This window comes from Acaryochloris sp. IP29b_bin.148, assembly GCF_028285565.1.
Lineage (GTDB): Bacteria > Cyanobacteriota > Cyanobacteriia > Thermosynechococcales > Thermosynechococcaceae > Acaryochloris.
Genome location: NZ_JANQOY010000203.1, coordinates 1 through 25,118, shown reverse-complemented (window position 1 = coordinate 25,118; position 25,118 = coordinate 1). Strand labels below are relative to the sequence as shown.

Annotated in this window: 24 protein-coding genes and 2 pseudogenes; 12 read left to right on the top strand and 14 right to left on the bottom strand. The window is 46.8% G+C overall.

Annotated features, from left to right (window positions below; genetic code table 11):
* The first annotated feature begins 178 nt into the window (after window positions 1–178).
* A complete protein-coding gene (locus Q0986_RS18260) occupies window positions 179–1,243 on the top strand; it encodes a hypothetical protein (protein WP_299413949.1) in 1,065 nt (354 codons plus the stop codon).
* Window positions 1,244–1,444: 201 nt separating this feature from the next.
* Here the strand turns inward: Q0986_RS18260 and Q0986_RS18255 are convergent, their stop codons facing one another.
* From Q0986_RS18255 to Q0986_RS18240, 4 genes are all read right to left on the bottom strand, one after another.
* Window positions 1,445–2,677: a S41 family peptidase gene (locus tag Q0986_RS18255; RefSeq protein WP_299413947.1), complete on the bottom strand. Its 1,233-nt coding sequence runs from the start codon at window positions 2,675–2,677 to the stop codon at window positions 1,445–1,447.
* 76 nt (window positions 2,678–2,753) lie between these two features.
* A complete protein-coding gene (thyX, locus tag Q0986_RS18250) occupies window positions 2,754–3,476 on the bottom strand; it encodes an FAD-dependent thymidylate synthase (RefSeq protein ID WP_299413942.1) in 723 nt (240 codons plus the stop codon).
* A 169-nt stretch (window positions 3,477–3,645) separates the two neighbouring features.
* On the bottom strand, window positions 3,646–4,389 hold the full coding sequence (locus tag Q0986_RS18245) for a hypothetical protein (RefSeq protein ID WP_299413939.1): 744 nt from the start codon (window positions 4,387–4,389) through the stop codon (window positions 3,646–3,648).
* Between the two features lie 86 nt (window positions 4,390–4,475).
* Window positions 4,476–4,886, bottom strand: coding sequence for a DoxX family protein (locus tag Q0986_RS18240; protein WP_299413935.1), 411 nt, complete (start codon window positions 4,884–4,886; stop codon window positions 4,476–4,478).
* Between the two features lie 137 nt (window positions 4,887–5,023).
* Between Q0986_RS18240 and tatC the strand changes: the two genes are divergently transcribed.
* A complete protein-coding gene (gene tatC, locus Q0986_RS18235; protein ID WP_366918625.1) occupies window positions 5,024–5,809 on the top strand; it encodes a twin-arginine translocase subunit TatC in 786 nt (261 codons plus the stop codon).
* A gap of 35 nt (window positions 5,810–5,844) precedes the next feature.
* Here the strand turns inward: tatC and Q0986_RS18230 are convergent, their stop codons facing one another.
* Complete coding sequence (locus Q0986_RS18230; protein ID WP_299413932.1) at window positions 5,845–6,162, bottom strand: DUF3067 family protein; 318 nt, start codon at window positions 6,160–6,162, stop codon at window positions 5,845–5,847.
* 317 nt (window positions 6,163–6,479) lie between these two features.
* Between Q0986_RS18230 and petC the strand changes: the two genes are divergently transcribed.
* Entirely contained in the window at window positions 6,480–7,019 is a 540-nt protein-coding gene (gene petC / locus Q0986_RS18225; protein WP_299413929.1) for a cytochrome b6-f complex iron-sulfur subunit, read from the top strand.
* 73 nt (window positions 7,020–7,092) lie between these two features.
* On the top strand, window positions 7,093–8,040 hold the full coding sequence (gene petA / locus Q0986_RS18220) for a cytochrome f (RefSeq protein WP_299413925.1): 948 nt from the start codon (window positions 7,093–7,095) through the stop codon (window positions 8,038–8,040).
* Window positions 8,041–8,289: 249 nt separating this feature from the next.
* Here the strand turns inward: petA and Q0986_RS18215 are convergent, their stop codons facing one another.
* The 3 genes from Q0986_RS18215 to Q0986_RS18205 all read right to left on the bottom strand — a co-directional run bounded on the left by Q0986_RS18215 (window position 8,290) and on the right by Q0986_RS18205 (window position 11,034).
* Entirely contained in the window at window positions 8,290–8,523 is a 234-nt protein-coding gene (locus tag Q0986_RS18215) for a CTB family bacteriocin (RefSeq protein ID WP_299413922.1), read from the bottom strand.
* Window positions 8,524–8,680: 157 nt separating this feature from the next.
* A complete protein-coding gene (locus tag Q0986_RS18210; protein ID WP_299413919.1) occupies window positions 8,681–8,914 on the bottom strand; it encodes a CTB family bacteriocin in 234 nt (77 codons plus the stop codon).
* A 302-nt stretch (window positions 8,915–9,216) separates the two neighbouring features.
* The gene (locus Q0986_RS18205) at window positions 9,217–11,034 is read right to left on the bottom strand and encodes an ABC transporter ATP-binding protein (RefSeq protein ID WP_299413918.1); all 1,818 of its coding nucleotides are present in this window, start codon (window positions 11,032–11,034) and stop codon (window positions 9,217–9,219) included.
* Window positions 11,035–11,169: 135 nt separating this feature from the next.
* Between Q0986_RS18205 and Q0986_RS18200 the strand changes: the two genes are divergently transcribed.
* Entirely contained in the window at window positions 11,170–11,508 is a 339-nt protein-coding gene (locus Q0986_RS18200) for a type II toxin-antitoxin system RelE/ParE family toxin (RefSeq protein ID WP_299413914.1), read from the top strand.
* A gap of 3 nt (window positions 11,509–11,511) precedes the next feature.
* Window positions 11,512–11,826: a transcriptional regulator gene (locus Q0986_RS18195; protein ID WP_299413912.1), complete on the top strand. Its 315-nt coding sequence runs from the start codon at window positions 11,512–11,514 to the stop codon at window positions 11,824–11,826.
* Between the two features lie 84 nt (window positions 11,827–11,910).
* On the opposite strand, the gene Q0986_RS18190 is transcribed toward Q0986_RS18195, so the two are convergent.
* On the bottom strand, window positions 11,911–12,093 hold the full coding sequence (locus Q0986_RS18190) for a hypothetical protein (RefSeq protein WP_299413910.1): 183 nt from the start codon (window positions 12,091–12,093) through the stop codon (window positions 11,911–11,913).
* Window positions 12,094–12,470: 377 nt separating this feature from the next.
* On the opposite strand from Q0986_RS18190, the gene msrB reads away from it, so the two are divergent.
* Window positions 12,471–12,977, top strand: a complete 507-nt coding sequence (gene msrB, locus Q0986_RS18185) for a peptide-methionine (R)-S-oxide reductase MsrB (protein ID WP_299413907.1) — start codon at window positions 12,471–12,473, stop codon at window positions 12,975–12,977.
* A 59-nt stretch (window positions 12,978–13,036) separates the two neighbouring features.
* Here the strand turns inward: msrB and Q0986_RS18180 are convergent, their stop codons facing one another.
* The gene (locus Q0986_RS18180; RefSeq protein WP_299413904.1) at window positions 13,037–14,104 is read right to left on the bottom strand and encodes a retroviral-like aspartic protease family protein; all 1,068 of its coding nucleotides are present in this window, start codon (window positions 14,102–14,104) and stop codon (window positions 13,037–13,039) included.
* A gap of 260 nt (window positions 14,105–14,364) precedes the next feature.
* On the opposite strand from Q0986_RS18180, the gene Q0986_RS18175 reads away from it, so the two are divergent.
* From Q0986_RS18175 to Q0986_RS18165, 3 genes are all read left to right on the top strand, one after another.
* The gene (locus Q0986_RS18175) at window positions 14,365–15,288 is read left to right on the top strand and encodes a peptidoglycan recognition family protein (protein WP_299413902.1); all 924 of its coding nucleotides are present in this window, start codon (window positions 14,365–14,367) and stop codon (window positions 15,286–15,288) included.
* Window positions 15,289–15,481: 193 nt separating this feature from the next.
* The gene (locus Q0986_RS18170; RefSeq protein ID WP_299413899.1) at window positions 15,482–17,062 is read left to right on the top strand and encodes a bifunctional pantoate--beta-alanine ligase/(d)CMP kinase; all 1,581 of its coding nucleotides are present in this window, start codon (window positions 15,482–15,484) and stop codon (window positions 17,060–17,062) included.
* 125 nt (window positions 17,063–17,187) lie between these two features.
* Window positions 17,188–17,901, top strand: coding sequence for an SDR family NAD(P)-dependent oxidoreductase (locus tag Q0986_RS18165; RefSeq protein ID WP_299413874.1), 714 nt, complete (start codon window positions 17,188–17,190; stop codon window positions 17,899–17,901).
* A 160-nt stretch (window positions 17,902–18,061) separates the two neighbouring features.
* Here Q0986_RS18165 and Q0986_RS18160 read toward each other — a convergent pair whose 3' ends face one another.
* Window positions 18,062–18,292, bottom strand: a complete 231-nt coding sequence (locus Q0986_RS18160; protein ID WP_299413871.1) for a hypothetical protein — start codon at window positions 18,290–18,292, stop codon at window positions 18,062–18,064.
* 692 nt (window positions 18,293–18,984) lie between these two features.
* Between Q0986_RS18160 and Q0986_RS18155 the strand changes: the two genes are divergently transcribed.
* Window positions 18,985–19,227, top strand: a complete 243-nt coding sequence (locus Q0986_RS18155) for a hypothetical protein (protein ID WP_299413868.1) — start codon at window positions 18,985–18,987, stop codon at window positions 19,225–19,227.
* Window positions 19,228–19,682: 455 nt separating this feature from the next.
* On the opposite strand, the gene Q0986_RS18150 is transcribed toward Q0986_RS18155, so the two are convergent.
* Both Q0986_RS18150 and Q0986_RS18145 read right to left on the bottom strand, forming a co-directional pair.
* Complete coding sequence (locus Q0986_RS18150) at window positions 19,683–21,185, bottom strand: sodium:solute symporter family protein (RefSeq protein ID WP_299413865.1); 1,503 nt, start codon at window positions 21,183–21,185, stop codon at window positions 19,683–19,685.
* A gap of 512 nt (window positions 21,186–21,697) precedes the next feature.
* Window positions 21,698–21,874 (bottom strand): annotated as a pseudogene (locus Q0986_RS18145) (DUF4351 domain-containing protein); the annotation flags it as partial.
* 163 nt (window positions 21,875–22,037) lie between these two features.
* Here Q0986_RS18145 and Q0986_RS18140 point away from each other — a divergent pair.
* Window positions 22,038–24,698 carry an EAL domain-containing protein gene (locus Q0986_RS18140; RefSeq protein ID WP_299413862.1) on the top strand — a complete coding sequence of 887 codons (2,661 nt, stop codon included), beginning with the start codon at window positions 22,038–22,040 and terminating at the stop codon, window positions 24,696–24,698.
* A 114-nt stretch (window positions 24,699–24,812) separates the two neighbouring features.
* Here Q0986_RS18140 and Q0986_RS18135 read toward each other — a convergent pair.
* Window positions 24,813–25,007 (bottom strand): annotated as a pseudogene (locus Q0986_RS18135) (transposase); the annotation flags it as partial.
* Window positions 25,008–25,118 lie beyond the last annotated feature (111 nt).

Here is a 25,118-nt window from a genome sequence, read left to right as displayed (position 1 = left end):
CCCTGTACTCAGTCTGAACTGCTATTGTCCGCTTTGAATAAATGCCCATCACGCATTCAAAAAGCAACAGGATAACTCCAAATAGATGTTAAGTCCTGCTAAGACAAGCGGAGTATGTAACAGACTTGTTCACAATATGAGTGCGTCAATTTCTGTGATTATGGCCCTTTAGCAATTGATGTCTATCCCATTTGATCCGAGCCCCGCTCATAAGCGATTAGAAAAGTTTTGGCAACTGCCTGCCAGTTTTGGTATGGAAAGAAATGCCTATCATAATTATCTCAACGAAATTGTCAGCGACCGCTATGCTCTGATTAATGGCCTGCAATTGTTGCGAGATGAACTACAGTTTGCCGCTGCGAGTCAATCTGATATCCATGTCTGCGGTGCCGACTTAAGCCTGCCCAGTGTGGTTACCACGTTGGCCTACACCAACTGTGGCGATCGGATTCACCAGGGTGAAGCGACTAAACGCTACCGAGATGTCGTGGCCTCGCGATTTGCGACCTTGTCGGAGATTGGAGAACTGAAGCTAGAAGCCTTTTTCCCCGCAGGGGGAGGGACGGATAATGGGGCAACCCTTGCTCATGTGACAGTGGCTCATCAAATTGATGACGCTCTCCGCCATCGTCTCTATGCAGGCAACCCTCAATCCATGGTGTTGGTGGCCATTGACTTAAAAACCCATGTGGGACGCTTACGGGAGGAAGGACAACGGGTCTATGGCAAAACCCGTGAGTCCCCGTGGCGAGAGCCTCGGGCTGCCTGTGGTGCAATTGCAGACGCGTTAACCCACTACCATCCCCATAATTTAATTCATCGTCGGATTCGGGATGATTTGGGTGAAAAAAACTTTCATTACCTCTCTACCCAATACATCTATACCGATGAAGGGGTAGACATCACAATGGCAGTGGCTGCGGCCATCGTTGCGATTCGCGGCATTCGCAATACTTCTATGGCGTTGACTCAAGAGATGGATGAGCGGGGATTAGCCCATTTGACGGCTAGTACAACAGTTAACCGGCCTTCACGAGATGATTTGGTGATTTATCTAGCGAGAGCGACGGTTTTCCAAGGGAAAGTCCATATCCAAAGTTTAGGCTTTAAGGCAGAACTCTATAGTGGTCGGCTGGTTGACTACGCGGGTGAACGCCGATTACAGCTGATTTATGACGGTCAGGATAGCCACAATTTGCCCATCGAGGAAATTAGCTATCAAATTCAACCGTCAGGGCTGTGAAGGAAGTTTGCCGTTCCCCAGAGATTCTGAACTACTTATTAATTTTTGTGTTCATTGTTACATTATTATAAGAGATGAGGAATGTTACATTTGCCTACTGCACAACTGGGAACGCGCAGTGGGGCTTCCTCGAAATGAGATACAACGTGACTGATTCTGATCGAGCTAGCGAAACGCTAGCTTTTTTTATGGTTAGGGACTTTATTCCAAATTTTTCGTCAGCACCTTCAGTCCCCGGGCATATTGTGGATCAGATTGGGGTGGTAACACTTGACCCGATTGGGGTTGGAAGGGCTTACCGTCTTCCCCCTTAACAAAAATATCCGGTTTAACACCCAACTGGTTAATATTCTTGCCCTTCGGCGTATAGTATTTGGCAACGGTAACCACCAATCCCGATCCATCTTCTAGGCTTTTCAACACTTGAACGACTCCCTTGCCAAAGGTGGGTGTGCCGACCAGCTTGGCCCGCTTGTGATCTTGCAGGGCCGCCGCTAAAACTTCGCTGGCACTGGCTGACTTTTCATCCACCAAAATCACGAGGGGTTTGTTGGTGAGCACAGGTCCATAGGCCACAAACTCCTGTTTTTCACCCTTTTCATCCACGCTCGAAATTAAGCGGTTTTTCCCCATCCACATACGAGCAATATCGATGCTAGCTTCAAAGACGCCACCAGGATTTTGGCGGAGATCGAGGACATATCCTTTGACGTCCTGCTTTTCTAAATCCGTCAAGGCGGACTTCATGGCTTGGGCTGATTTGGTGGTGAAGGCGGGCATCCGAATATAGCCCACATTGCCGGCAGTGGTTTCTTGGACTTCGTAGACCAGGGGGTTCACATCAATCTGTTCGCGCACGAGCTTGTATCGAGAGAATTCCTGGCCTCGACGGATTTGGACCGTTACTTTGCTGCCGACAGCGCCAATAATATATTCATTGGCCTGGCGAGGATCAATCTCTGAGGTGGGTGTGCCGTTAATGCTCACGACAATATCCTGCGGTTGAATGCCCGCTGCTGCCGCTGGTGATCCAGTAACGGTCTCCACGACTTGCCATTCTTTGGTCAGGGGGTCGAGGGAAACGGTAATCCCTACACCAATAAATCCCCCCGATACATTATCCACTAACGATTTGATCCCATCAGGAGGGAGGAAGCGAGTGTAAGGATCCTGGAGCTGCCTCAGCATATTGCTGACCGCCACATAAGCTTGCCGCTTGGAGGTGTAGGAGCGACTCAAATAGTCTTGACGAACTTGCTGCCAATCCTGCTGATTGAAGGTACGGTCGACATATTCTTCCTGAACAATTTGCCAGGCTTGATCAACCAGGGCCTTGTGACTGTTTTCTAGCTTGGCTTCGGCGGTGGATAGGGTCAGGATCGGGGTTGCGATCGCAAGTCCTATCCCCATCACTTGCATATACACCTTAGACATGAGGAGACCTTTCACTGGAGGGAATCAATAGTGCCTTTGTACAGGGAAGCAGGCACAAAGATCCAGTTGACGAAAACTAGGGGGCTAAAGGTCCCTTGCGCCAGCGTGTTTTTTCATACCAACTCGCGACCTCTGGCATCCAGTGTTGAAACTGGGTAAACATTAGCTCTGTCATCACCCGAGTCTCCATCTGCACGTCGTACTTACCTCGAATATCGAGGAGGTGCATTAGCGATCGCGCATTCGCACTCATCACCCAATGCTGACGCACATCAAAGGGAATCAGCCCCCGAGCATGTTCTTCCGCCAAGCCCTGTTCAATCCGTTCGGCATAGCGTTGGCAGGCTTGTCGGCACCAGTCCAAATCTTGCTGACGTTGCTCTAGGGTATAGTCATACTTTTTACCTTGGCGATTGGTGTAGGTGCCCACGGGTCTGAGATAGAAAACATCCTCAAGTTGTTGTTGACCGGCAACCACGTCTAAAATTCGTTGCCCCGTGTAGCGGAAAGACTGCACATCGAAGGAGACATTCCGATGGGTTCGCATTTGCTGCATCGTGCTGTGGGGGAAATAGCCGAAGTTGAGCACAATTTGAGGATGCTCAAGGGGGCCAAAATGGCCGCGATTCCCTTGAAGGAGGTTCTTAATCACTAGCTCGCCGCATTTCTGCTCTGGGGGCCACTGTTCGCGATCGGTCCACACCAATTGTTCAGCATAGTCCTGATGCATGGCTGCATAGGTAATTTGTTGGGGATTGGGGGTTTGGGAAATGACCTCTACCGTAAACCGTTCATCCATTAATTTGTCCTACTTCCAGTAAATTGACCCACAATCCATTTCAGGGTGGATTTGAGCACGCTTAAATGCAGTGTCATCTTAAGTCTAGAAATTCAAGGACAAACCGTTTCTTAAGGATGGAGTCAGCATTGGTCAACGCATAAACTGCCAACAAGCGGTTGATGAAGACTTACTGCACAGTCATCCGCTTTAATCCTTGAGCAATGGCACTCTGGACGGAGGGGTCTGATTCCCGCTGGGAGAGCAACTGCAAATATTCCCTTAGTTCTTGTGTTTGATCGAGGTTGTAAGGTGTGGATGCAACCCAATGACTAATTTGTCGAACCGCAATCAGCCGCTTGAGCGGATCTAGGGCCGTCAGGTTATTGATCCAGTAGTCCAGTTGGGGAGCGGTCCCATGCTGCTGATCTTGCCGCTGCATCTGCCAAAAGAATAACCCCAAGACACTGAGTAGCCCTAATCCTTGGAGAAGAATGGCGAATGCCAACCAAAAACTGTCCGTCTCCTGCCAGATCAGCAAGGTCATATAGCTAGCCACCAAGGATAGGAGACCACATCCTCCAGAAAGAAGCGTTGTGGGATAAGGCCCTGAGAGCCACTTAGAGACGGTTTGCCATGAAAGCGTAGGGTGGGGATGAAGCTGCTGAACCAGCAGAGCGACGCCCAGGCCAATCAATAGGGCAATTAGCAATGCACCATTCCAAACCATCAGCAGACTGGTTCCCAGAAGGGCAAACAACCCTACTCCTAGACCTTGACGCTCAAGGATGCGGATACAGCGCTGCCCTAATCGTTTCAGCCGATCGATGACCGTTGTCGTTAAATCGGTCCAGAGGGTATGTCTAATCGGGGAAATGGCATGGTTCGCAAACCAGTGCCAGAGGGTCTGAGGGAAAGAGGAAACCTTGGCCATAGGGCTGACCTAAATCTGAGGATATTGTTATGAACGGTAAGGGAGCGCCCAATCCAAACTCGTGTCCACTCCCACACGAGTCTAACTTACCATTTCCCATAGCTGCGGCGCAGTTGCCAATTATCGATACTATATCGACCAGGTCCGGTTTGGGCTAAGAGGAGCAGCCCTCCCATCAGCCCCAAATTTTTGAAGAACTGGATTTGTTCGTTTTGCTGAGTGAGATCTAGATGAAATAGTAAGGTGGCAGGAATCAGAAACAGGACGAGGGCGATCGCACCCCACCGGGCTCTAAATCCGAGTAGGACCGAAAAGCCGCCTCCCAGCAATACAAGAATGGTGCCAAGGGTCATGGCTAAGGCTAAACCCGCAGGCAGCCCTTTGCTGGCAATTGCCTGTTGTGTTTTTGCAAAAGCAAAGCAGTGAGTAATTCCAGACCGGATAAAAATTGCCGATAAGAACCCTCGAGCAAAGATAGGCAATAGCCGATCGATCATGGCTGGTCTCTCACTCCGTGGTGACTCACTTTAACCTTATGCAAAATCTGGTATTCGTCAACTGAGTGGCGGGGGTATCCTAGCGATTCCCTTTGCAAAACTATAATGGGGAGTAAATTCATCCCTTGAGCTAACCTGTGACACCTCCCTCAGACTTAGAAACCGTAGCCTCTGCCCCCCAGCCTGACCTCCCGCCCGAGGAGGAGATGGATGATCAAGGGCTAAACGATGTTGAAATGTCACTGTTTGAACATTTAGAGGAACTACGACAACGGATTTTTTATGCCCTGATTGCGGTTGCGATCGCAATTATCGGTAGCTTCTTTAAGGTGAATTGGATCGTCAAGATTCTTGAACGCCCAGCTCAAGACGTGAAATTTTTGCAGCTGGCCCCAGGGGAGTATTTCTTTGTCTCTCTGAAAGTTGCAGCTTACAGCGGTATTTTGGTGGCGAGTCCGTTTATTCTGTACCAGATTATTCAGTTTGTGCTGCCAGGACTCACTCGCTCGGAGCGGCGGCTATTAGGGCCGATTGTTCTGGGGTCATCGGTGTTGTTTTTTGTCGGGATTCTATTTGCCTACGTGGCGCTTATTCCTGCCGCCCTGAATTTCTTTATTCAGTACGGGGCCGATGTGGTGGAGCAGCTTTGGTCCATCGATCGCTACTTTGAGTTTGTATTGCTACTACTGTTTAGCACTGGCATTGCCTTTCAGATTCCGGTGATTCAGTTATTACTGGGGTTGACGGGCATTGTTTCTAGCCGCCAAATGCTGTCTGGATGGCGCTATGTCATCTTAGGAGCGGCCATTCTAGGGGCGGTGCTCACCCCTTCCACGGATCCGCTGACTCAAAGCTTGCTGGGCGGAGCCGTGGTTGGTCTCTATTTCGGTGGAATTGGTCTGGTGATGGTAACGGGCCATTAATCCTCTGTCCCGCTTGCCGCAAATTTAGACTTTGATCAGAACTTTTCCAGCAACCACTCCGAGGTCCGTCCTCCTAACTCTAGGGGGATACTCACCGCTTTACCTAGACGCGGACGCTGCTTCGTGGTTTGAATATAGTCTTCGACTTGCTGGACAGCATCCCAGCCGCGGATATAAGTGGCGACGGCATTCATATGCTCAAAATATTCGGGTTCCGACATTGGGAATGACGCTTGCTCCAGGTAGCGCCACATCACCTGGACAAAAATCTTGCCTTGGGTTCGTCGCAATTGGATATCGTACGACCGCCCCCATTTATTGAGGAGGAGTTGATGCAGTTCTTCGCCAGTCATAGGGGTGGGGTCTTTCCTCTGCGATCGCACCTCTATTCTGTCGTGTCTCGCAAGCGGGAAGCAAGCCTATAGCGATGATAAATCCTGGGATTAGCGGTAACGAATTTACATTTCGTATGAAATAGGGGCTCATCAAGTGTGATAATAATGTCAAGAAATGTTATGACACCTGATGGTGACTTGCAACATGTCTTTAACTCAACCCTTCATCCACGGTGGAGCTTGAGTCAGGAATTAACCATTCCGAGCATGAGCAATTCCATAGGGTCAAGCTTTAAAGCTAGCTGTCCATTACATCCGTTACATCACCGTAAATCATGGCTCAAGTCTCTGGATCTTCTGACGTCCCCGATATGGGGCGGCGTCAATTTATGAATTTGCTAACCTTTGGTGCAATTACTGGCACTGCCTTAGGTGGGTTATATCCTGTCGTCAGGTATTTTATTCCTCCCTCTAGTGGTGGTAGTGGGGGCGGGCTGAACGCCAAAGACGCCTTAGGTAACGACGTTGTAGTTAGCGAATTTCTGGCAGAACATAGTCCGGGTGACCGCACCTTAACCCAAGGTTTTAAAGGAGATCCCACCTACGTTGTTGTCACAGATAGCAATGCGATCGCAGACTATGGTCTGAATGCGGTCTGTACACACTTGGGTTGTGTTGTTCCTTGGAATGCAGGCCAAAACAAATATATTTGCCCTTGTCATGGGTCACAATATGACGCGACTGGTAAGGTGGTTCGGGGTCCCGCGCCATTATCCTTAGCCCTCGTTCATGCAGAAGATGTAGATGGCAAGCTAGTGTTCACAACCTGGACTGAAACGGATTTCCGTACAGATAAGGAACCTTGGTGGACCTAAGTCCCCTTGGACATCCAAGCCTATTCATCCCTTCTGCCCCTTCACATCTTGTCAGGTTTCAATCGATAGACTAATGAAGCAAAGCCTTTTATCCGTCTTGACGAAAAAGAGCCTTCGCCTCCTGGCTGTGCTCTGCCTTGTCGTCACTAGCGTCTTTTCCCTACCTCATGCTGCTCAGGCATTCCCGATTTATGCCCAACAAGCTTACGATAGCCCCAGAGAAGCAAACGGCCGGATTGTTTGTGCAAACTGCCACCTCGCGGCTAAGCCCACGCAAGTGGAAGTTCCTCAAGCGGTCCTACCCGACACAGTATTTGAGGCCGTTGTTAAAATCCCTTATGACACTGATGCCCAGCAAGTTCTAGGTAGCGGCGACTTAGGGCCTTTGAATGTTGGTGCAGTTCTGATGCTGCCTGATGGGTTCCAAATTGCCCCCGATGATCGTATTCCTGAAAAGATGAAGGAAGAGATTAACGGTGTTTTCTTCCAGAAATACAAGCCTGATACTGACAATGTGATCGTCGTGGGTCCTCTGTCAGGTGCTGATCATCAAGAGATTGTTTTCCCAGTCCTTTCTCCTGACCCTGCCACAGATCCCAGTATTCACTTTGGTAAGTATTCTGTTCATGCGGGTGGTAACCGAGGACGAGGCCAAATTTATCCCACGGGCGACAAGACTAATGTCAATGCAGTGACTGCCTCTACTGCCGGTATTGTCAGTAGTGTTAGTGCAGATTCTGTCACTATTACCACTAATGATGGTCAGACGGTGACTGAGTCTATTCCTGCTGGCCTTGAAGTAGTGGTTGCCGAAGGACAAGCTGTCGCAGACGGCGCTCCCCTCAGCTCTGATCCAAATGTGGGTGGTTTCGGCCAAAAAGATACTGAAATCGTGTTGCAAAGTGCCACTCGGATTAAGTGGTTAATCGTCTTTATTTCGGCCATTATGATTTCTCAAACGTTTCTGGTCTTGAAGAAGAAGCAGATCGAGAAAGTCCAAGCTGCGGAAATGAATTTCTAACGCTGCGATCTCACTCGCAACAAGAATTGAGAAAAACCAGGATCTCTCTTTGAGGAGATTCTGGTTTTTTTGTTGTATATCTAAACTAAAGGCTGGGGTTCCTGCAAACCTTAGGGCGTTAGCAGTTTCTCCTCGCATCTGTAAGACACATAAAGCTTCCCCAAACTCCAAGATTTGGCATCAAAATACCCCCAAGCTGATAGAGCTTAGGGGTAAGCTGAGCGATAGTAAGTGCTCTAGCCTTTAGAATTAATCAACCGCACCAAACTGAAAGTTCACGGCATTGGTCTCAACTTCTTGATTAGCGGCATCAATGGCACCAAAGGAAGCTGAACCGCCAGGACCCGAAGTGGCAGCACCGACAGAAGTCAGCAACTCAGTATTCGACTTGAAAGAAGTTGCGTTGAGGTTGAGAGTGGTGATAGCGCCACCGGCCACGAGTTCTTGCTGTTGATCAGACAATTCAGTAAATAATTCAGACATGGTTTTACCCCGCATATAAGTGTGTAGATTGAACGAAAGTCAGGGACGGCTAAAAGCGCAGAGGGTGATGCTGAAGTCTGCTGAAGGAATAAAATCACTCATTCCAACCTTGAGCAGCCCTGACGATTAAGGCTGGTCATTCGACTCAGTCCGAGGACTAGTCAACTGTACCGGCTTGCAGGCTGAACGCATTGGTAAAGATTTCTTGGTTCGCGCCAGCAATGTTACCCGCAGCAGCTGATCCACCAGGACCAGAAGCAGCTACTCCATTAGAACCCAACACCTCAGTATCAGAGTAGAAGCTTGTGGCATTGAGATTGAGCGTAGTAATGGCACCACCAGCGACGAGTTCTTGCTGTTGATCAGATAATTCAGTAAATAATTCAGACATGGTTTAACCTCAAAGGATAGATGATGAATAGCGCTTAGAAGCGCGTATCAACTTGTTACTGTATGCATTAGACCATCAGATTTTGAGTCATTCAGTGATGTCTGAGGTGTTTCACGGTGATTTAGGACACCTCTACTGTTGCTGTATCCCACTCTGAGTTGTTCATAGCTTGGTCGTGCGCCAGGCGCAAAGAGACGAGAGCCGACCGATCAAGCTGTGATCAGGACAGGTGTTGACTGAAAAAGGACGACCAAAAAAGGACTCCCTGCCTTTAACCAAGAGCCCTCTTTTCGGTGAAAAAACTATACCCGCAGTTCACCTGTTTCTTGCAGGGTATGGAGTCGATGATAAATGCCCCCATAGTGCAGAAGTTGATCATGGTTACCCACTTCTGCAATTCGACCTTGATCAAGAACGACAATTTGATCGGCTTCTCGGACAGTGCTCAGGCGGTGTGCAATAATCAGCAGCGTTCGTGTTCCTAGTAGCGAGCGCATAGCCAATTGAATCGTTCGTTCTGATTCGTAATCGAGGCTGGACGTTGCTTCATCAAAGACCAGAACATCTGGATCAACAATTAAAGCCCGAGCAATCCCCAGTCGCTGGCGCTGCCCCCCCGATAGTCTGACCCCTCGTTCTCCCACCACGGTGGCATAGCCTTGGGGTAGCTGATGGACAAACTCGTCTACTTTGGCAATTTGGCAGGCGGATTGTACCTGGTCAAAATGGACTTGAGGATTGCCGTAGGTGAGGTTTTCTAAGACCGTGCCATTAAAAATATCCACATCTTGGTGGACAATCGCCAGACGACGACGATATCGAGCCACATCAAGGGTGCGAATATCTTGGCCATCCATCAGGATTTGGCCCGTATGGGGTTCAAAGTAGCGAAACAGTAGTTTGACTAAGGTGGATTTCCCTGACCCTGATCGCCCCACCAGGGCCACGGTCTGACAGGGCTGAACCGTAAGGTTGATATTTTGTAGTACGGGCTGGTTGGTATCGTAGCCAAAGCTAAGATTGCACAGCTCTAGCTTGCCAGAGAAGCGATAGGGATTGTCTTGAACGGCTTCCTGATTTAAGTTCGACGCATCAGCGCCACTCGGATGCTGCATAAATTCATGCAGTCGCAACATGGAGGCATATCGGCGAGCAAAGAATTCAGCCACCATGCTTAACGGCTCAATCTCGGCATAGGCCATACTGGATACCGTTAGGGTGGTGACAAAATGGCCCAGGGAAATATCCCCCCGCACCGTTGCCATTAGAGTCAACGTCAACACACCAAATACACAGCCTTGAACAATGGTTCGTTGCCAGGTAGCCAGTTTGACATAGCCTTTATGAATCCGAAAGAGCACCACCTGCATTTCTCGATCCAGTCGCTGTTGCTGACGGTCCAATTCAGCTGCTTCGGTGGCAAAGGCTTTGACGGTTTTGATATTAGTGATGATTTCCGAGGTCCGACTTTCGGTGTTTTCGATATAGCGATCGAGGACTTCTTCTCGCTTGATCAGTAATCGTAAGTCCCAAAGACTAAAGGTGAAAATAACGATAAAGGAAATCAGGAAGATAATGGCGATCGGCCAATCAATGAGCCAAATCACCAGAAAAATCCCCAATACCCGCATGAGTTTGGGAATAAATTGCCCTGCAATTTCAGGATAGGTCCAGGTATGGTTGGTGACACCCCGAGCGACTCGACCTGCAATTCGACCCGGATTGTTTTCGTCGTAGAAATCTAGGGGCAGGGTGAGGATTTTTTCCAGGACTTGACGAGTGCGATCGCGTTTTGCCCTTAACGGTATCGCCCAATGAAACCAGCCTCCAATCCAGGGCTGAATCGGTGCCCGCACTACGGTTACCAAAAAGATGATACCCAACAAGGTCCATAGGGACAGAGAACGACTGATGGGCAGGCGGGTGATGGCCGAAATTTGAGCAATAAAGGCTTGCAGCGGCGCATCCAAGGGTTGCCGAGACAGCACATTAAGAATTTGACCAATGGCGTAGGGAACCACCAGATCGATAATCTCAAACAGACTGGTGGCAGCAATGCTGAGCAAAGAAATCCCCCAGTATTGCCGATAGTATCGAACAATATCTTTGTAGCTGGCCATGATAGTGGAAACTGATCCTGCCGCGTGAATCTCGATTTATGCAGGCTCCCATTGCATACTACAATATAATACAAATTCCTGCATCATAATTTATCCTTGTTGTATATATGTGGCGAGTCCTAAACTGAAGGTACAATGAGCCAACAAAATTGGGACCTACAAAAATATGTCACTCCGACTGGCCAGTGCCCTTTTGACGAATGGTTTAGAACGTTAGACCTTCAAACTCAAGCAAGAATTGACGTCCGTCTTGATCGAGTCAAATTAGGTAACTTTGGTGATCATAAGAGTGTGGGAGAAGGCATTTATGAGCTGCGTTTCTTTTTTGGTCCAGGTTATCGGATCTATTTTGGTCGGCTGCAAGGGCAGATTGTGTTGTTACTGGTTGGTGGTTCGAAGAAACAACAGAATAAGGATGTCAAGGCTGCACAAAAGCTATGGATAACTTATCAGGATGAACTTAGAGGGAAGTGAACTGTGCCAATTAAAAGCTATCAAGATGATTTATTGATTAGACTCAAAAATGCGAACTATGCCGCAACATACTTAAAAACTGCTCTTGATGAAATGCTGAAAGACGGTAATACAGAAGCATTCTTACTGGCACTCAAAAATGTTCTTCAGGCCAATGGCAAGGTAAAAGACATCGCGACTGAAGCTGACATTACTCGCCATCATCTTTACCGTCTATTGTCAGAGGACGGCAGTCCAACGCTGGCAACGCTAGTTGCTGTCCTCAATGCAGTGGGCCTTTCAATTGATTTTAAACCCGCGCCAGAAGGGAATAGTTAGGCTACAACTACTGATAAGTTCGATGAGATTCTAAGTTCTTGGTTCACTGGCTTGATAATCTTTAGATCTCTAAAAATATTTTGCTTATCCGCTAATAAACTGATTTAGCAAGGTATTGGCTAGATGATTAGACATCACCCTAATTCCACCCAAAAGCATGCCGAAAGCGGCTAACTCAATGGCCTGTAGCTGTCGAGGTCGAGTTTGAGGGGTTGATTGAACAGGGCCATAAAGCGGAATAGCATTGGCGACAAAGAGGGTAAACATAGCTCCTCCAAAGCTGATCAATAGATTGCAAGGCAAGAGTGAGAAGGAATTCGACCCTCCTTAAAGTATTTGCATATTGTCAATAAGACGCAGCTGCAATTCACTCTTTGGATAACACTTCATTCTTTATACAAAGTCATAACGACTACGCATTAATTAAATCATACCCGTAATGAGTATGAATATGCAAGCCGCGATCTAGGTTTTTGGCTGGATAGCAAGGCTTCAAAGTGGGGTAAATGAGTAGTGGTGAAACAGAGGGTAAGCCGCATTGGTGTGCCTTTAGACCAGCGACACGAGGATTTCGTTTATCCTGAATAATGGGTCGAGTCGTTGTTTTGAGACGGGCTGCGACGCATCCACTGAGAGATCGAATTATGAAAAGAAGAGCCTTACTGAAGGTAGGAACAGCACTTATGGGAACAACCGATTTGTCCAATCTTTTACCCAAATGGTTGTCGAGCAAGGCCACGGCTGCCGAAGTCTTTGAAGTCACCAAAACAGAAGATGAATGGCGTCAAGTGCTTACCCCTCAGCAGTTCCACGTTTTGCGAGAAAAAGGAACTGAACGTCCTCGGAGTAGCCCCTTAGATAAGGAATATGGTGAGGGGCTTTATCGCTGTTCAGGTTGTGATTTGCCCTTGTTCACCTCAGAGACCAAGTTTAATAGCGGTACAGGCTGGCCTAGTTTTTATGCCCCGATTAAGGGTGCTGTAGACACCTCCGTTGATTTCGATTTGGTTTTACCCCGAACGGAAGTTCACTGCCATCGTTGTGGTGGGCATCTGGGACATGTGTTTAATGATGGTCCTCGCCCCACAGGCAAACGATATTGCATGAACGGCGTATCCCTCAAGTTTGTGCCGGGAGAGACGATCAGCTAGTAGGGCAATACCTTGTAGCTTCAAAAATCTGTAAGGTCAATCCTACTGACGGTCAAATTTTAGTTGGCAGGGGTCGAGCGAGCTAGAGGGACCAACAGCAGGCTACCTGAGTCTGAATTAAACCGCCAATATTGCTGATAGTGACGGAGAAAGTTTTGGCCCAGAATGCCGTCTACTTTGAGCACTTTGAGAATACTGGAGGACAAAATAATCACTTCCAAATCGCGGCGTTGGTGCTGATGCAGGGTGACAGAATTAAGTTGCGATCGCATCGCGTTTTCTAAACCACAGAAGCCCCGAATTTGGATCGGACTCAGGGTGGCCGCATCAAGGTTAAGGCGTGCTGCCACTTGCTCGGAAATAAACGTACTCTCTGCTGCCGTATCCAACAACACCCGAAACGGCCCTTGACCATTGATTTGGAGTTGGGCCACCATAACGCCGAGTTTTTTTTCTAAGGGAACTGCGGTTGCGATCGCATCTTTGGGAAGTGGCGTTGGTGGGAGCAAGCTCAGCGTTGACTTTCCTGGATGCAGGTATAAATCAAATTGGCTGAGAACATCCATCCCCAAGACCCCAGAAAGGTCTGCAGGAATCACGGTATTGGCAAACTGCAGTCCTTGTAACCCCTCCACCTGCACCTCTTGCAGTTGTAATGCGGGTAACTGATGCAGGGTGGCATCCAGATTAGGGCAGTCATTGCCCGCCACTGCAAACGCCAAACGTTGATTGGGAATAGGTTGTCCTTTTAAGTTCAGTGCGGTTACGACTGGAGTGGCAACCATCGACGTTGATGCGCCAGTATCCACTAGCCAACGGGTTGATAAACGCTGGAGCTGCCCATTTAAGGTGTAAACAGAGGTGCCTGGCAAAGCTGACAAGGGTAAGCGTGCCTGCCCTTTTATTCGCGGCGCGGGTACCTCTAAACCTTGTAATTGCACAATGGCCGATACAGAGGTTTTCTCTGATCGAGAGGCCAGAATGTGACTGATCTCAGTGGTCGGCCGATTCTCAGTCCCCTCATATTGAGGAAGGGATAAACCACTCGTACTTAAAGCTCCCCACATTAAAGTTGTGAACAGGAATCCCCATCGTCTGGGTCCTGTTGTTTGCTGTGAATGGTGCATTTGTGTTCTCAGATCGCTCAGCTGCATTGCGATGGATGCCTGAACACCCTTAGCAACGTCAAAAATGGGCCTTATCCAACGTAAGTTTTAGCGCTTCTTTTAGCCAAAAAGTTGTAATATTAACTTTCTTATCGTTTATTGACGTATATGATCGTTATAAGTAGAAATAAAATTCTGCTAATGTATTCATTCTCTAACCAATACACCGAATGAACATAGGTCGCTCTCTGCTTGAACTCCGGTTGGAAGACAGTTAAACCATGACAAGAAACAAAGTTTTCCTCACGTTAGTGCTATCCGTTACGGCGGGTCTGATCACCAGCGCTTTTGGATTCTGGAGTGTTACGGAGAAAGAGGCCTCTTCTTCTTCTTCTGCTCGCAACAATCCAAGTCAGCCCACTGGCCCCTCTTCAACGTTGAATCCCACGGATTTGCCTCAGTTTAAACCTGATATTGTGCTGGAAGATCCTAAAGCGGTTCCCCCCACATCCCCGGCTTCTCCTGTCCCCCGCCCCAATCCCGCCCCCATCACTCCACCACCGCCAGCAACACAACTCCCACCCACCCTTGCCACCTCGTCATATCCCCAACCGCGAGAGGCAAAAGCGGATGTTCATCCCACGAACTATGGTGAGCGATTTGCTGCCAATGTTCACGGACAAGCGGTTCAAAATAACTGGCTGATTGTGCTCCATGAGACGGTTGGCTCAGCCATGAGTGCTATTAACACCTTTCAAACGCCCCATCCCCGAGATGAGGATCAGGTCAGTTACCACGCTTTAATTTTTTTAGATGGCACGATTGTTTACCTTGTCCCACCTGAAAAACGAGCCTATGGTGCCGGTAATTCCGTATTTGTGGGGGCCAATGGTCCTGAAGCGGTACAAACCAATGCCAACTTACCAGCGTCAGTGAACAACTTTGCCTATCACATTTCGCTAGAAACGCCAGCGGATGGGAACCACAATGGTCCGGTTCACAGCGGCTATACAGAAGCCCAGTATCAATCACTGGCTTGGCTGATTGCTCGAACAGGGGTGCCGATTCAACGGGTCACGACTCATGCCAAGGTCGATCGCTCTGGCGAACGTGCCGATCCACGCAGTTTTGATTTTTCCAAATTTAGCGCCATGCTACAGCCCGTTACCAACCTGAATGCTTCAAACACCCCCCCTCAAAATTGAGAGCGGAGGATCGATCAGGCGATCAGGCGCTGATTGCCTGCCAGTCCTCATGGCTAGGGGGCCTGACACCTGCCGACAACAAGCGATACACTAACGAAGAGACAAATCATGTCGCCGACAGTGCTCGATTGCTGCCAGCACTAGGCCATTGATTCTGTTGGTTGTACTGCCAGATCCACGTTTCCCAACTGTAATGAACCATGTTCCCATCATCCGAACGGTGTCAGGGCTTCGGCATTTCTTGCATCGTTTTTCTCACTCTGCACAAGCGGTTGCAGTAGAACCGTCTAGCACGGTGATGGGTCAGGTTGGCTTGGTGCCGACGATGGGGGCGTTACATGCCGGGCATCTCAGTCTGATTCAACGGGCTCGTCAAGAAAATCAATGCGTGATTGTCAGTATCTTTGTCAATCCTCTTCAGTTTGCGGCCCATGAAGACTTGGCAGAATACCCCCAAACCTTGGAGCAAGACCAAGCCTTATGCCATGCGCAGGGTGTGGACGCCATTTTTGCACCCTCAGTAGACACCATCCTGGCTAAACCGCCACTCACTCAGGTCGTTCCACCTGCCTCGCTCACTGCACGACTCTGTGGCCCTCACCGTCCCGATCATTTCACCGGGGTCGCCACCATCGTTTTGAAATTACTAAATATTGTCCAGCCTGATCGAGCTTACTTTGGCCAAAAGGATGCTCAGCAGCTGGCGATTATTCAACGCCTGGTCCACGATTTGAATCTAGCGGTCACGATTGTTCCCTGTCCGCTGATCCGTGAGGCCACAGGACTGGCCTTCAGTTCTCGCAACCAGTACTTAAAGGTCCAAGAAGCACAGCAAGCCATGATCTTGCACCATAGCCTGCAAGCGGCTCAGCATACGTTTTACGGAGGGAGTTGCGATCGCAACTCTATTCTCACCACCGTTGCCCAAACCTTGGCTAAGGAACCTGAAGTTGAAGTGGACTATATCGATCTAGTGGATCCTGCCACCCTGCAACCCCTAGAACAAATCACCACTCAAGGACTGGTCGCTATTGCGGCTCGGGTGGGTTCGGCGCGCTTAATCGACAATATGATCTTGGATGCCCGGTTACCGATTCTAGCGATTGATGGGCCAGCGGGCGCGGGCAAGTCCACGGTGACTCGTCGCTGTGCTCAAGCCTTAGGCTTGCAATACCTAGATACGGGAGCGATGTATCGGGCGGTGGCTTGGCTGGCGCTAGAAAAACAGGTTGAAGTCTCGGATACTTTTGCGATCGCAGAGCTAGTAGAACAGTGCAATATCGAGCTAAAACCCCATCCCGATCCTCAACAGCCTCCCCAAGTCTGGGTAAATCAGCAGGAGGTGACTCAGGCCATTCGCACGCCAGAGGTGACGGCTCAGGTATCTGCGGTTGCCGCTCAATTCCCCGTCCGGGAAGCCCTCGTCAAACAACAACAACGCCTGGGCCGCCAAGGGGGAATTATCGCCGAAGGTCGCGATATTGGTACCCATGTCTTTCCCGAAGCCGGGCTCAAAATTTTCTTAACGGCTTCCATTGAAGAGCGAGCCCGCCGCCGCCAGCAGGACTTGCAGAACCAAAACTTACCCCCACAGTCTCAGACTGAATTGGAACAGCTGATTGCAGCTCGTGATCAACAGGACAGCCAACGCAACGTGGCCCCCCTGCGCAAAGCCTATGATGCGGTTGAACTTAATACGGATGGTCTCACTATCACTGAGGTGATTGATACCATCACTGAATTATATAGAGAGCGCTTTCCCCAAGTGGGTTAGTCTTCTAAGGCACAGTCCTAATCAGCACTAGAATTCAATGTTTTGTGAGTAGAAAATGCAGTGGCATCTGTCAGTCTTGTTTATTCTGAAACATAAACTTGCACACTGTGGAATGAACTCAAGAAATGTCAAACCGTATTTTAATTACTGGTGTAGGCCAGGGATTTGGGTATGAGCTTGCGAGACAATACGCTGAACAAAAGATCACTGTCTTCGGGTTAGTACGAAACCGACAGGACGCAGAGCGGCTCCAGTCTGAATTGAGTGATACGTTTCACCCTATCATTGGCGATGTGTCAGATGACTCAGTGATTGCAACAATCGACCAGGAGTTATCAAGACATTCCAACTCTCTTTCAATGCTAATCAATAATGCGGGTATTAGCGGCACTGCAGGGCCTCTTTTAGATGAAATATCAACAGATGAAGTCTTGAAACTAGTTAATGTTCATTGCTGTGGGGCAATCCGTTGTGTGCAAGCCTCACTAAAATTTTTAGAAAAAAGCAACGACGCGACTATCGTCAATATAAACAGTCGAGTCGGCTCTATACACAATGTATCTTCAGGCGCACTGGATGACATACCCCTTTCCTATGGGATTAGAATCGCAAAAGCCGCACAAAATATGTTTGCAGCCGGGATGTATAGAGAGCTTAAAGATAAGGGGATTGTTGTGTACTCAGTACATCCAGGAAGAATCAAAACGCGTATGGGTAGTATCGATGCCCATATGACAGCAGCAGAAGCGGCAAGACGTTTTATCTATTGGCTTCCAGAAATTAAAAAGAAGAGACGCTTTGGATACTTTGAAGCTGGCGCATCTGAGATAAATTTCTAACAAGGAGTGCAGCAAAACCACATAATACTTTTACCCTAAAATAAGGCCTTATTGGCGTCTTAAAAATCACCCACCTTATATAAGTACCCAGCGGGGACAAATGACGGAATCATTGATTTCTTTTGCTTCTGACAATCTAACTGAATCAATTTAGCCTGCATTATTCATGGTATTTTAAAAAATCTTCCAATGGCTGCCAACCACAAACTTGATCAATATGTTCTGGCTCAGCTTTAAGTGATAGATTTTTCTGTTTTAAAATCATTGGCAGTCTACCATATGCAGTTAAACGGCCTAGTAGCCACCCTGCTAAAAAACCTCCAATAACCTCAAGTAAGGTTAATTTGTAATTGTCTAGCCTATAAAGACTGAGGAAGGAAATAAGGGCCATTGTCGAAGTACTAGATCTTTAGCAGTTTGATTTAGCTTAATATTGACATCTTCTAGTTGCTCAGGGCTTGCGACTAATGCTCCTCTGTTTAGCAATCTATGAATTATCATATACCATTTAATTTACGCCTTTTGTCCGAGGTAAATTGCAATGAAAAAAGTAACTATTCCAGACAGAAGTAGTCAATCCCATTCATGTATTATTTGGCTATTTAGAATTATTTGCCTGATAAAAAACATTAGTAAGCTAGCAACGACGAGTAGCCAGCCATAGTGTTTAGCGCAGTTGAAAGTTCGGTGAATGGTTTTGATTAACAACGAAATACCCATTGAAAGCATGAAAAACATATTGATCAATGGTTCTATCAATGTAAATTCCAATAAATACGTCAATTCACATAAAAATTTAATTGTTTACCCTGTAGGTTATCGAGGTGCAACTATCAGAGAAGATGGAGAGAATTGAGGAAATGGTTGGAGTGTACCTGGATCGGGAGCGGGTGGCTCGGAGCTGGGGATGAAAGAGTTTAAAGTGAGTGCTTATGAATGACCATAAACTACGTAATATCTCTATCAGGGGAAATGACTAGAGATTTCTGTATGCTAATCAATATAAATCGGTGATAACGCTGTTTTACTCCTAATGGCTTTGCCTGATGATATAGAGGAACTCAGGAGCGAAGTACAGAAATCATGTTAACTAGTTTGTTGGCCGAAGCATTAGCAGTTACCTTTGATAACTTGAACATGACAGCGAGTATCTTGGAATGTGCAGAACAAGCCTCTGAAGACTTAAGCCCAGACGCACGACAAAGGTTAGGGCTGGTACATGCTGGACTAGCTCTTGCTATTCAAGGGATGGAATGTGAAGAGCTGCAGCAATTGATTCAGCAATCTGAAGCTTCATATGATTTTGAAGAGTTCTTGGCTAGTTGAAAAAATCCTGGGAGTGTACTTGGATCGGGATTGACTAACCTGGATCTGGGGTTGATAGCAACTACTGAATATGAAAGCATCAATCATTTTACTGATTATTGGTTTTGCATACAGCCTGTATGCGTCCTTTCTGGCATATCAAGAAACTAACGAAACTTGGATGCTATTTTTCCCTAGTTGGATTGATGCTAAGAGTGGGGTATCAAGCCGGATACGTTGGCACGGAAAGATAGCTTTCGCCATACTTTTCATAGGAACAATTCTCTTTTTGCTATAAAAAGGCAGCTTTTAGCAGGGGGTATGTCCCTTCAAACGAGCTTCATCCAGGAGAAACCATTGAGCGGGTTGAGGAGATAGTGGGAGTGTAGTTGGATCGGGGGCGGGTGGCTCAGATCTGGGGGTGAGGTATCTGGGTGCTTTATGCCAACTCTTGGAGATTCCTTCTATTGCTAAGTTTATAGGGTGCGCACTCCCTCACGCAGTTTTACTCTCTCTAGTTTTACCGGGATAGGTTTGTAGGTGAGTTTAGATACCACTAAAAATGCTATGAGGCCAACTACAGGACTAATTAGAGTTGGGAATCCGTCAAAATCGCTAGTGAAGAGACTATTGGGGATGTGAAACAGCGTATTCTCAATACCAAACATGGTTGGCATCAAAGAGAAAAGAACTAGCCTGGTGATCGAGCCTGCAAAGACACAGGCTAAAGCTCCTTGACGAGTGGAGTAAGACCAAAATAAACCACCTAACAGAGGCACGACTAGGCCTGCGAACCCCAAATCGAATCCTAGCAACAACAGCACGCCTGTCTGTGGTACTCGTAGCCCCAAGAACACACCCAGCAGAGTGATCACAAGTGACATTAGTCGAGTTACTAAGAGGAGGCGATCACCGCCACCGCGTCCATGAGCAGCGCCCTGATGAATTCCAAATACATTGTGAGCTAAGACCGAAGAGGTACCCAGTATTGCACCATCCGCAGTGGAGAGAGATGCTGACAAAATAGCCACTAGAACCAGTAATCCCAACGCTGGCGGCACCACATTTTGCAGTAGAGCAAATAATATCGGACCATCAGCTACCACATTAGCCCCTTCAAGAATACTGTTAGCTGACAAAGCAATGACTGAAAAGGGAATACCCACAATTAAAGTACCAGCAGAGGCAACATAACAGGCTCTTCTAGCTGTTTCTGGACTTTCTGCTGCAAAAATTCGGGCCATAAAATCTATCGCGACCATATTGCCGAACCCTAATGCCAAAAGGCTAGCCCAATTAACAGCTGCGCCTGAACCAATTGAAGTCAATTGTTCCAGGGCTAGAGGGCCAGTCCCTGGAACGATATCTAAGCTAAAGTTAACCAGTACAAATGCGAGCAAACCCAAAGCACCCACCAAGGCAATCAAGATTTGCATTGCATCCGTATATGCCACAGCGAAGAGCCCCCCAGAGACGGTATAGGCAAAAACCAGAGCTGCTAGCAAAGTAATACCCCCAACGTAGCTCGTACCTAAAAATGTCTGGAACATGAAACCACCAGCAACGAGATTACCTGCCAGGAGAAACGAAAAACTAATAGACATAATGCAAGAAGCCATGAGTTCTACTCGTCTGCCATACTTAACTCGATAGAAATCGGGGATGGTAATTAACCCCATACGATTCATCGGTTTAGCCAAAAAAGTTCCGGTTAAGAACAGACATAGAGATAACCCAATAGGCAAGGCAGCTCCAGCCCAAAAGCCAAATTCTGCGGATAAATCGGTATTACCCAATGTGGCATTAGAGTCTACAGATTGTGCCATTAGAGTAGCGGCAGCTAATGGCAATGCTAGCCCTCTTCCAGCCACCAAAAAATTCACGCTATCGCCTTTAATTTGCTGAGAAGCCCAGACTCCTATACCCAGTGTTCCTAGGAGAAATATAATAATCCCCCAGGAAAAAACTGAATGTTCCATTGATTGATCTCCAGAATAAATATCGAAACCCCATACTCAACAGTGAATAAAGGCCCAAGAAAATTGATGACCAAGGTAAAGGTCAACAGAATTCTCCTGGGCTTTTATCCCTCTGTGAACCAGAGTAGGTCGTGTTTAGGCTTTGGCTGGCTGCATCTCTTGGACCACACACTCAGCTTTCAGGCTGAGTTGAAACCCTAGATGCAAAAATATAAATTGTTTTGTCTTAGAGCTAATAACTAATAAGTGATGAATAAAAGATGTTTGTTTTTAATTATTACTTAAATTAGGTACTAGCTTTATAAATTAATATCATTAAAATGGAGGGGCAATCGTATCTTTTGATACGATTGCCCCTGATGATGGAGTTTACATGAACAGTTAGCCTATTAAGGTTTTTGTAAAACCTGCTTGTTTTTTAAGTTGAAATTTGCTCGAAGAAGATAGCGATTTTAATATTGTGGTTTAATCCAGATTTTTGCCAGAGTAAGCCATATTGAGTTGAGTACTTGCTAATCGGTGTGATGCTCCTGCAACCAGTCCACCAGATCAGCAGGTTCCGTGAAGTTGAGCAGAGCTTCAATCTGATCCAAGGATAGTGATTGAAGCTGCGATCGCAACTCTGGAGCAACGTCACCAATGCGACGATTGAGCTGACGGAGAATGAGAGATTACTCACCTTTAAGCTTCCTGGTAAACCTTTGTTTGCTTGAGTTCACTTAAGCCCAACAAGCTTTCTATTTATTTACACCTTCTCTGACAGATGAATAATTATCGATGGTATAACAATGAAACCGCCGAATTAGTAATTTAAATTACTAAAAATTGCAGTAAAAGATTTGCAAAAATGGCATGGAACAGCTAAAAAGTTGGAAAAAGATTAGTTTTCCACTCAATCGAGAGTCTCCACTACGTTTTATTCTGATTGTTCTCTTTGTTCTGCAATTATTGGTTTCTGTGAGTTTGGTCGGCTATTTGTCTCTGCGTAACGGAGAAAAAGCGATAGAAGACTTAGCCAATCAGCTGATGTCAGAAATGGGAGATCGAATTTCTGAACGACTCAGTATATATCTGTTGACCCCTCATCATGTGAATCAACTCAATGAAGATGCCCTAGATATGGGGCAATTAAAACTCAATGATCTCCAGAGTATGGAACACCATTTCTGGCGACAAAGCCAAGTTTTTGAGCTAATTAGCTATATTCAATTTGGTAATACTCAAGGTGAGTTTGTAGGGTTAGCTGTAAATGATGATGGCTCCCTGACGTACCAAGTGACAGAATCGACCGGAACACTGCTGACCTACAGTATTGATTCTCACGGAAATCGCAAACAGCATCTGAAAACAGCCCCTAATTTTGATGCCCGTCATCGTCCGTGGTATATCGTACCTCAACAGGCTGATAAACCTGCCTGGACAGAAATCTATACTTGGGTGAGTCCACCAACGTTAGCTATTACTTTAGGTCAGCCCTATTATGATGCTCAAGGAAAATTTCAAGGCATTTTAGCCACTGATCTGACTCTTGCTCAAATTAGTGATTTCTTGAAAGGGGTGAGACTTAATGAATCTGGCAAGACTTTTATTTTAGAACGGTCTGGCAACATCGTTGCGACTTCATCAGATGAATTGCCATTTGTCTGGCATAATAATCATCCTAGCCGCTTGATGGCCATCCACAGCGAAGATGATATCGTACAGGCGACTGCTGCTTATCTTGCAGAAAAAGAAGGTGGGCTGCACAAAATTAGTGCTAGATACCAAACTCGAGTCTCGATCAAGGGCCAGCGATATTTTTTACAAGTAATGCCTTTGCAGGATCAGCATGGATTGAACTGGCTGAGCGTTCTGGTGATTCCTGAATCAAGCTTTATGGCTCAGATAGATGCCAACACCCGAACAACGGTTGTACTTTGTTTGTTAGCTGTAGTTTGTGCCACATACTTGGGAATTTGCACTGCAAGCTGGATAGCTAAACCTATTCTGCACCTCAGCCAAGCTAGTCAAGCGATCTCATCTGGAAAATTTGATCAAATCTTTTCTGTCAAAGGGTTTCGGGAAATTGGTGTTCTACAGCGCTCCTTTAATCGCATGACCCAAAAGCTACAAGCCACTTTTTCAGATTTGGAAGCTGCCAATCTTGCGTTAAAGAACGAGATTGTTGAGCGACAACGGGCTGAAGAGCAGTTTAAACATTTGGCATTTCACGATCCTTTGACGGGATTTCCCAACCGTGCCTTTTTCATGGAGCAATTGGAAAGAGCTGTTCAGCAAGTGCAGCGTCATCCCGACTATTTATTTGCAGTGCTGTTTATTGATTTAGATCGCTTTAAGGTCGTCAATGACAGTCTCGGTCATCAAGTGGGAGACCAGTTATTGGCTGCGATCGCACATCAGCTTCATTGTCTAGTGAGAGCCACTGATATTGTTGCTCGGCAAGGAGGAGATGAGTTTGTCATTCTTTTAGAGCCCATTGAAGATATCAATGATGCAATGCGAGTTGCTGACCGGATTATACAAGAATTGAACTCTCCCTTTGATTTGGGTAATCGGCAAATCTTTACCTCAGCTAGTATTGGTATTGCTTTCAGTTCCCCAGACTATACACACGGGACAGATATTCTTAGAGATGCAGATATCGCTATGTATCGGGCGAAAAGTCGAGGGAAAGCTTGTTTTGAGATTTTTAATGAGCGTATGCACACGCAAGCTATGGAACGGCTTCAATTAGAAAATGATTTGCGCCAAGCCTTACCCCTCAATCAACTCCAGGTGTTTTATCAGCCCATTATTAATATCCAAACCGACAAATTAGTTGGGTTCGAAGCCTTAGGACGTTGGCTTCATCCAGAGCGGGGATTTATCTCGCCGTTGGAGTTTATCCCCGTTGCCGAAGAAACAGGGTTGATTGTGCCTCTAGGAGAATGGATTTTGCAAACTGCTTGCCAGCAGATGGCAGCCTGGTTACTAAGGTACCCGTCTACGATTCCCTACACGATGAGTGTGAACATGTCGATTAAGCAGCTCATAGATCCGAATCTGCTCCCTAAAATTGATCAAGCCTTAGCCCAGTCAGGATTACAGGGTCATCAATTATCGATAGAACTGACTGAAAGTATTTTGATGGAAAATGTGATTGAATTAAACGTAATTTTGAATCATCTAAAAGCAAGAGGTATCCAACTTTGTGTTGATGATTTCGGAACAGGCTATTCCAGTCTCAGTTACCTCCATCTATTTCCATTCAACACTATCAAAATTGATCAATCTTTTATTGCTCGAATTGGTGCTCAAGGAGGGAACCAAGAAATTATTGAAACGATTATTCATCTTGCCGATCTGTTAGAAATGGATGCCATTTCCGAGGGAGTTGAATCTCAGCAACAACTCAACTATCTGGTGGAGTTATCCTGTCAGAAAGCTCAGGGCAACTATTTCTCTCAACCTTTATGTGCTAAGGAAGCTGAATTATTTTTTTATAATAACCCCCAGTTCCTTCAAGTTCACTGAGTCGATTTAAGAAGATTTCGAAAATATTTAAATCTAATTGAAAGGCAACTAAAATCAAGCATAAAAATGGCTAAAGACTTTATGGATACAGCTTTCGCCTCTAAGAGCTGATTCCTAAACAGACACTAAAGTTGCTAATCGATGTGTGAGCAGTCGAATAAAACAGCCATAAATCATGGTTTCACTCGTTTCTGGATAGAGTTCGTAGTCCTTCCCCAAATGACGATAGCGATTCAGCCAGCCAAAACATCGTTCAACAACCTAGCGTTTGGGCAATACCTGAAAGCCTTGGGTCTCTCTCTTGCTCACCACACACTTGCCGTGAGTTATAAGTATTTCTGGTGTATGAGGCCGTAGATAAAAAAAGGCGTATCCTTCTGGACAAGCAAACGTACAGAGAGAATACACCATGACTCAAGA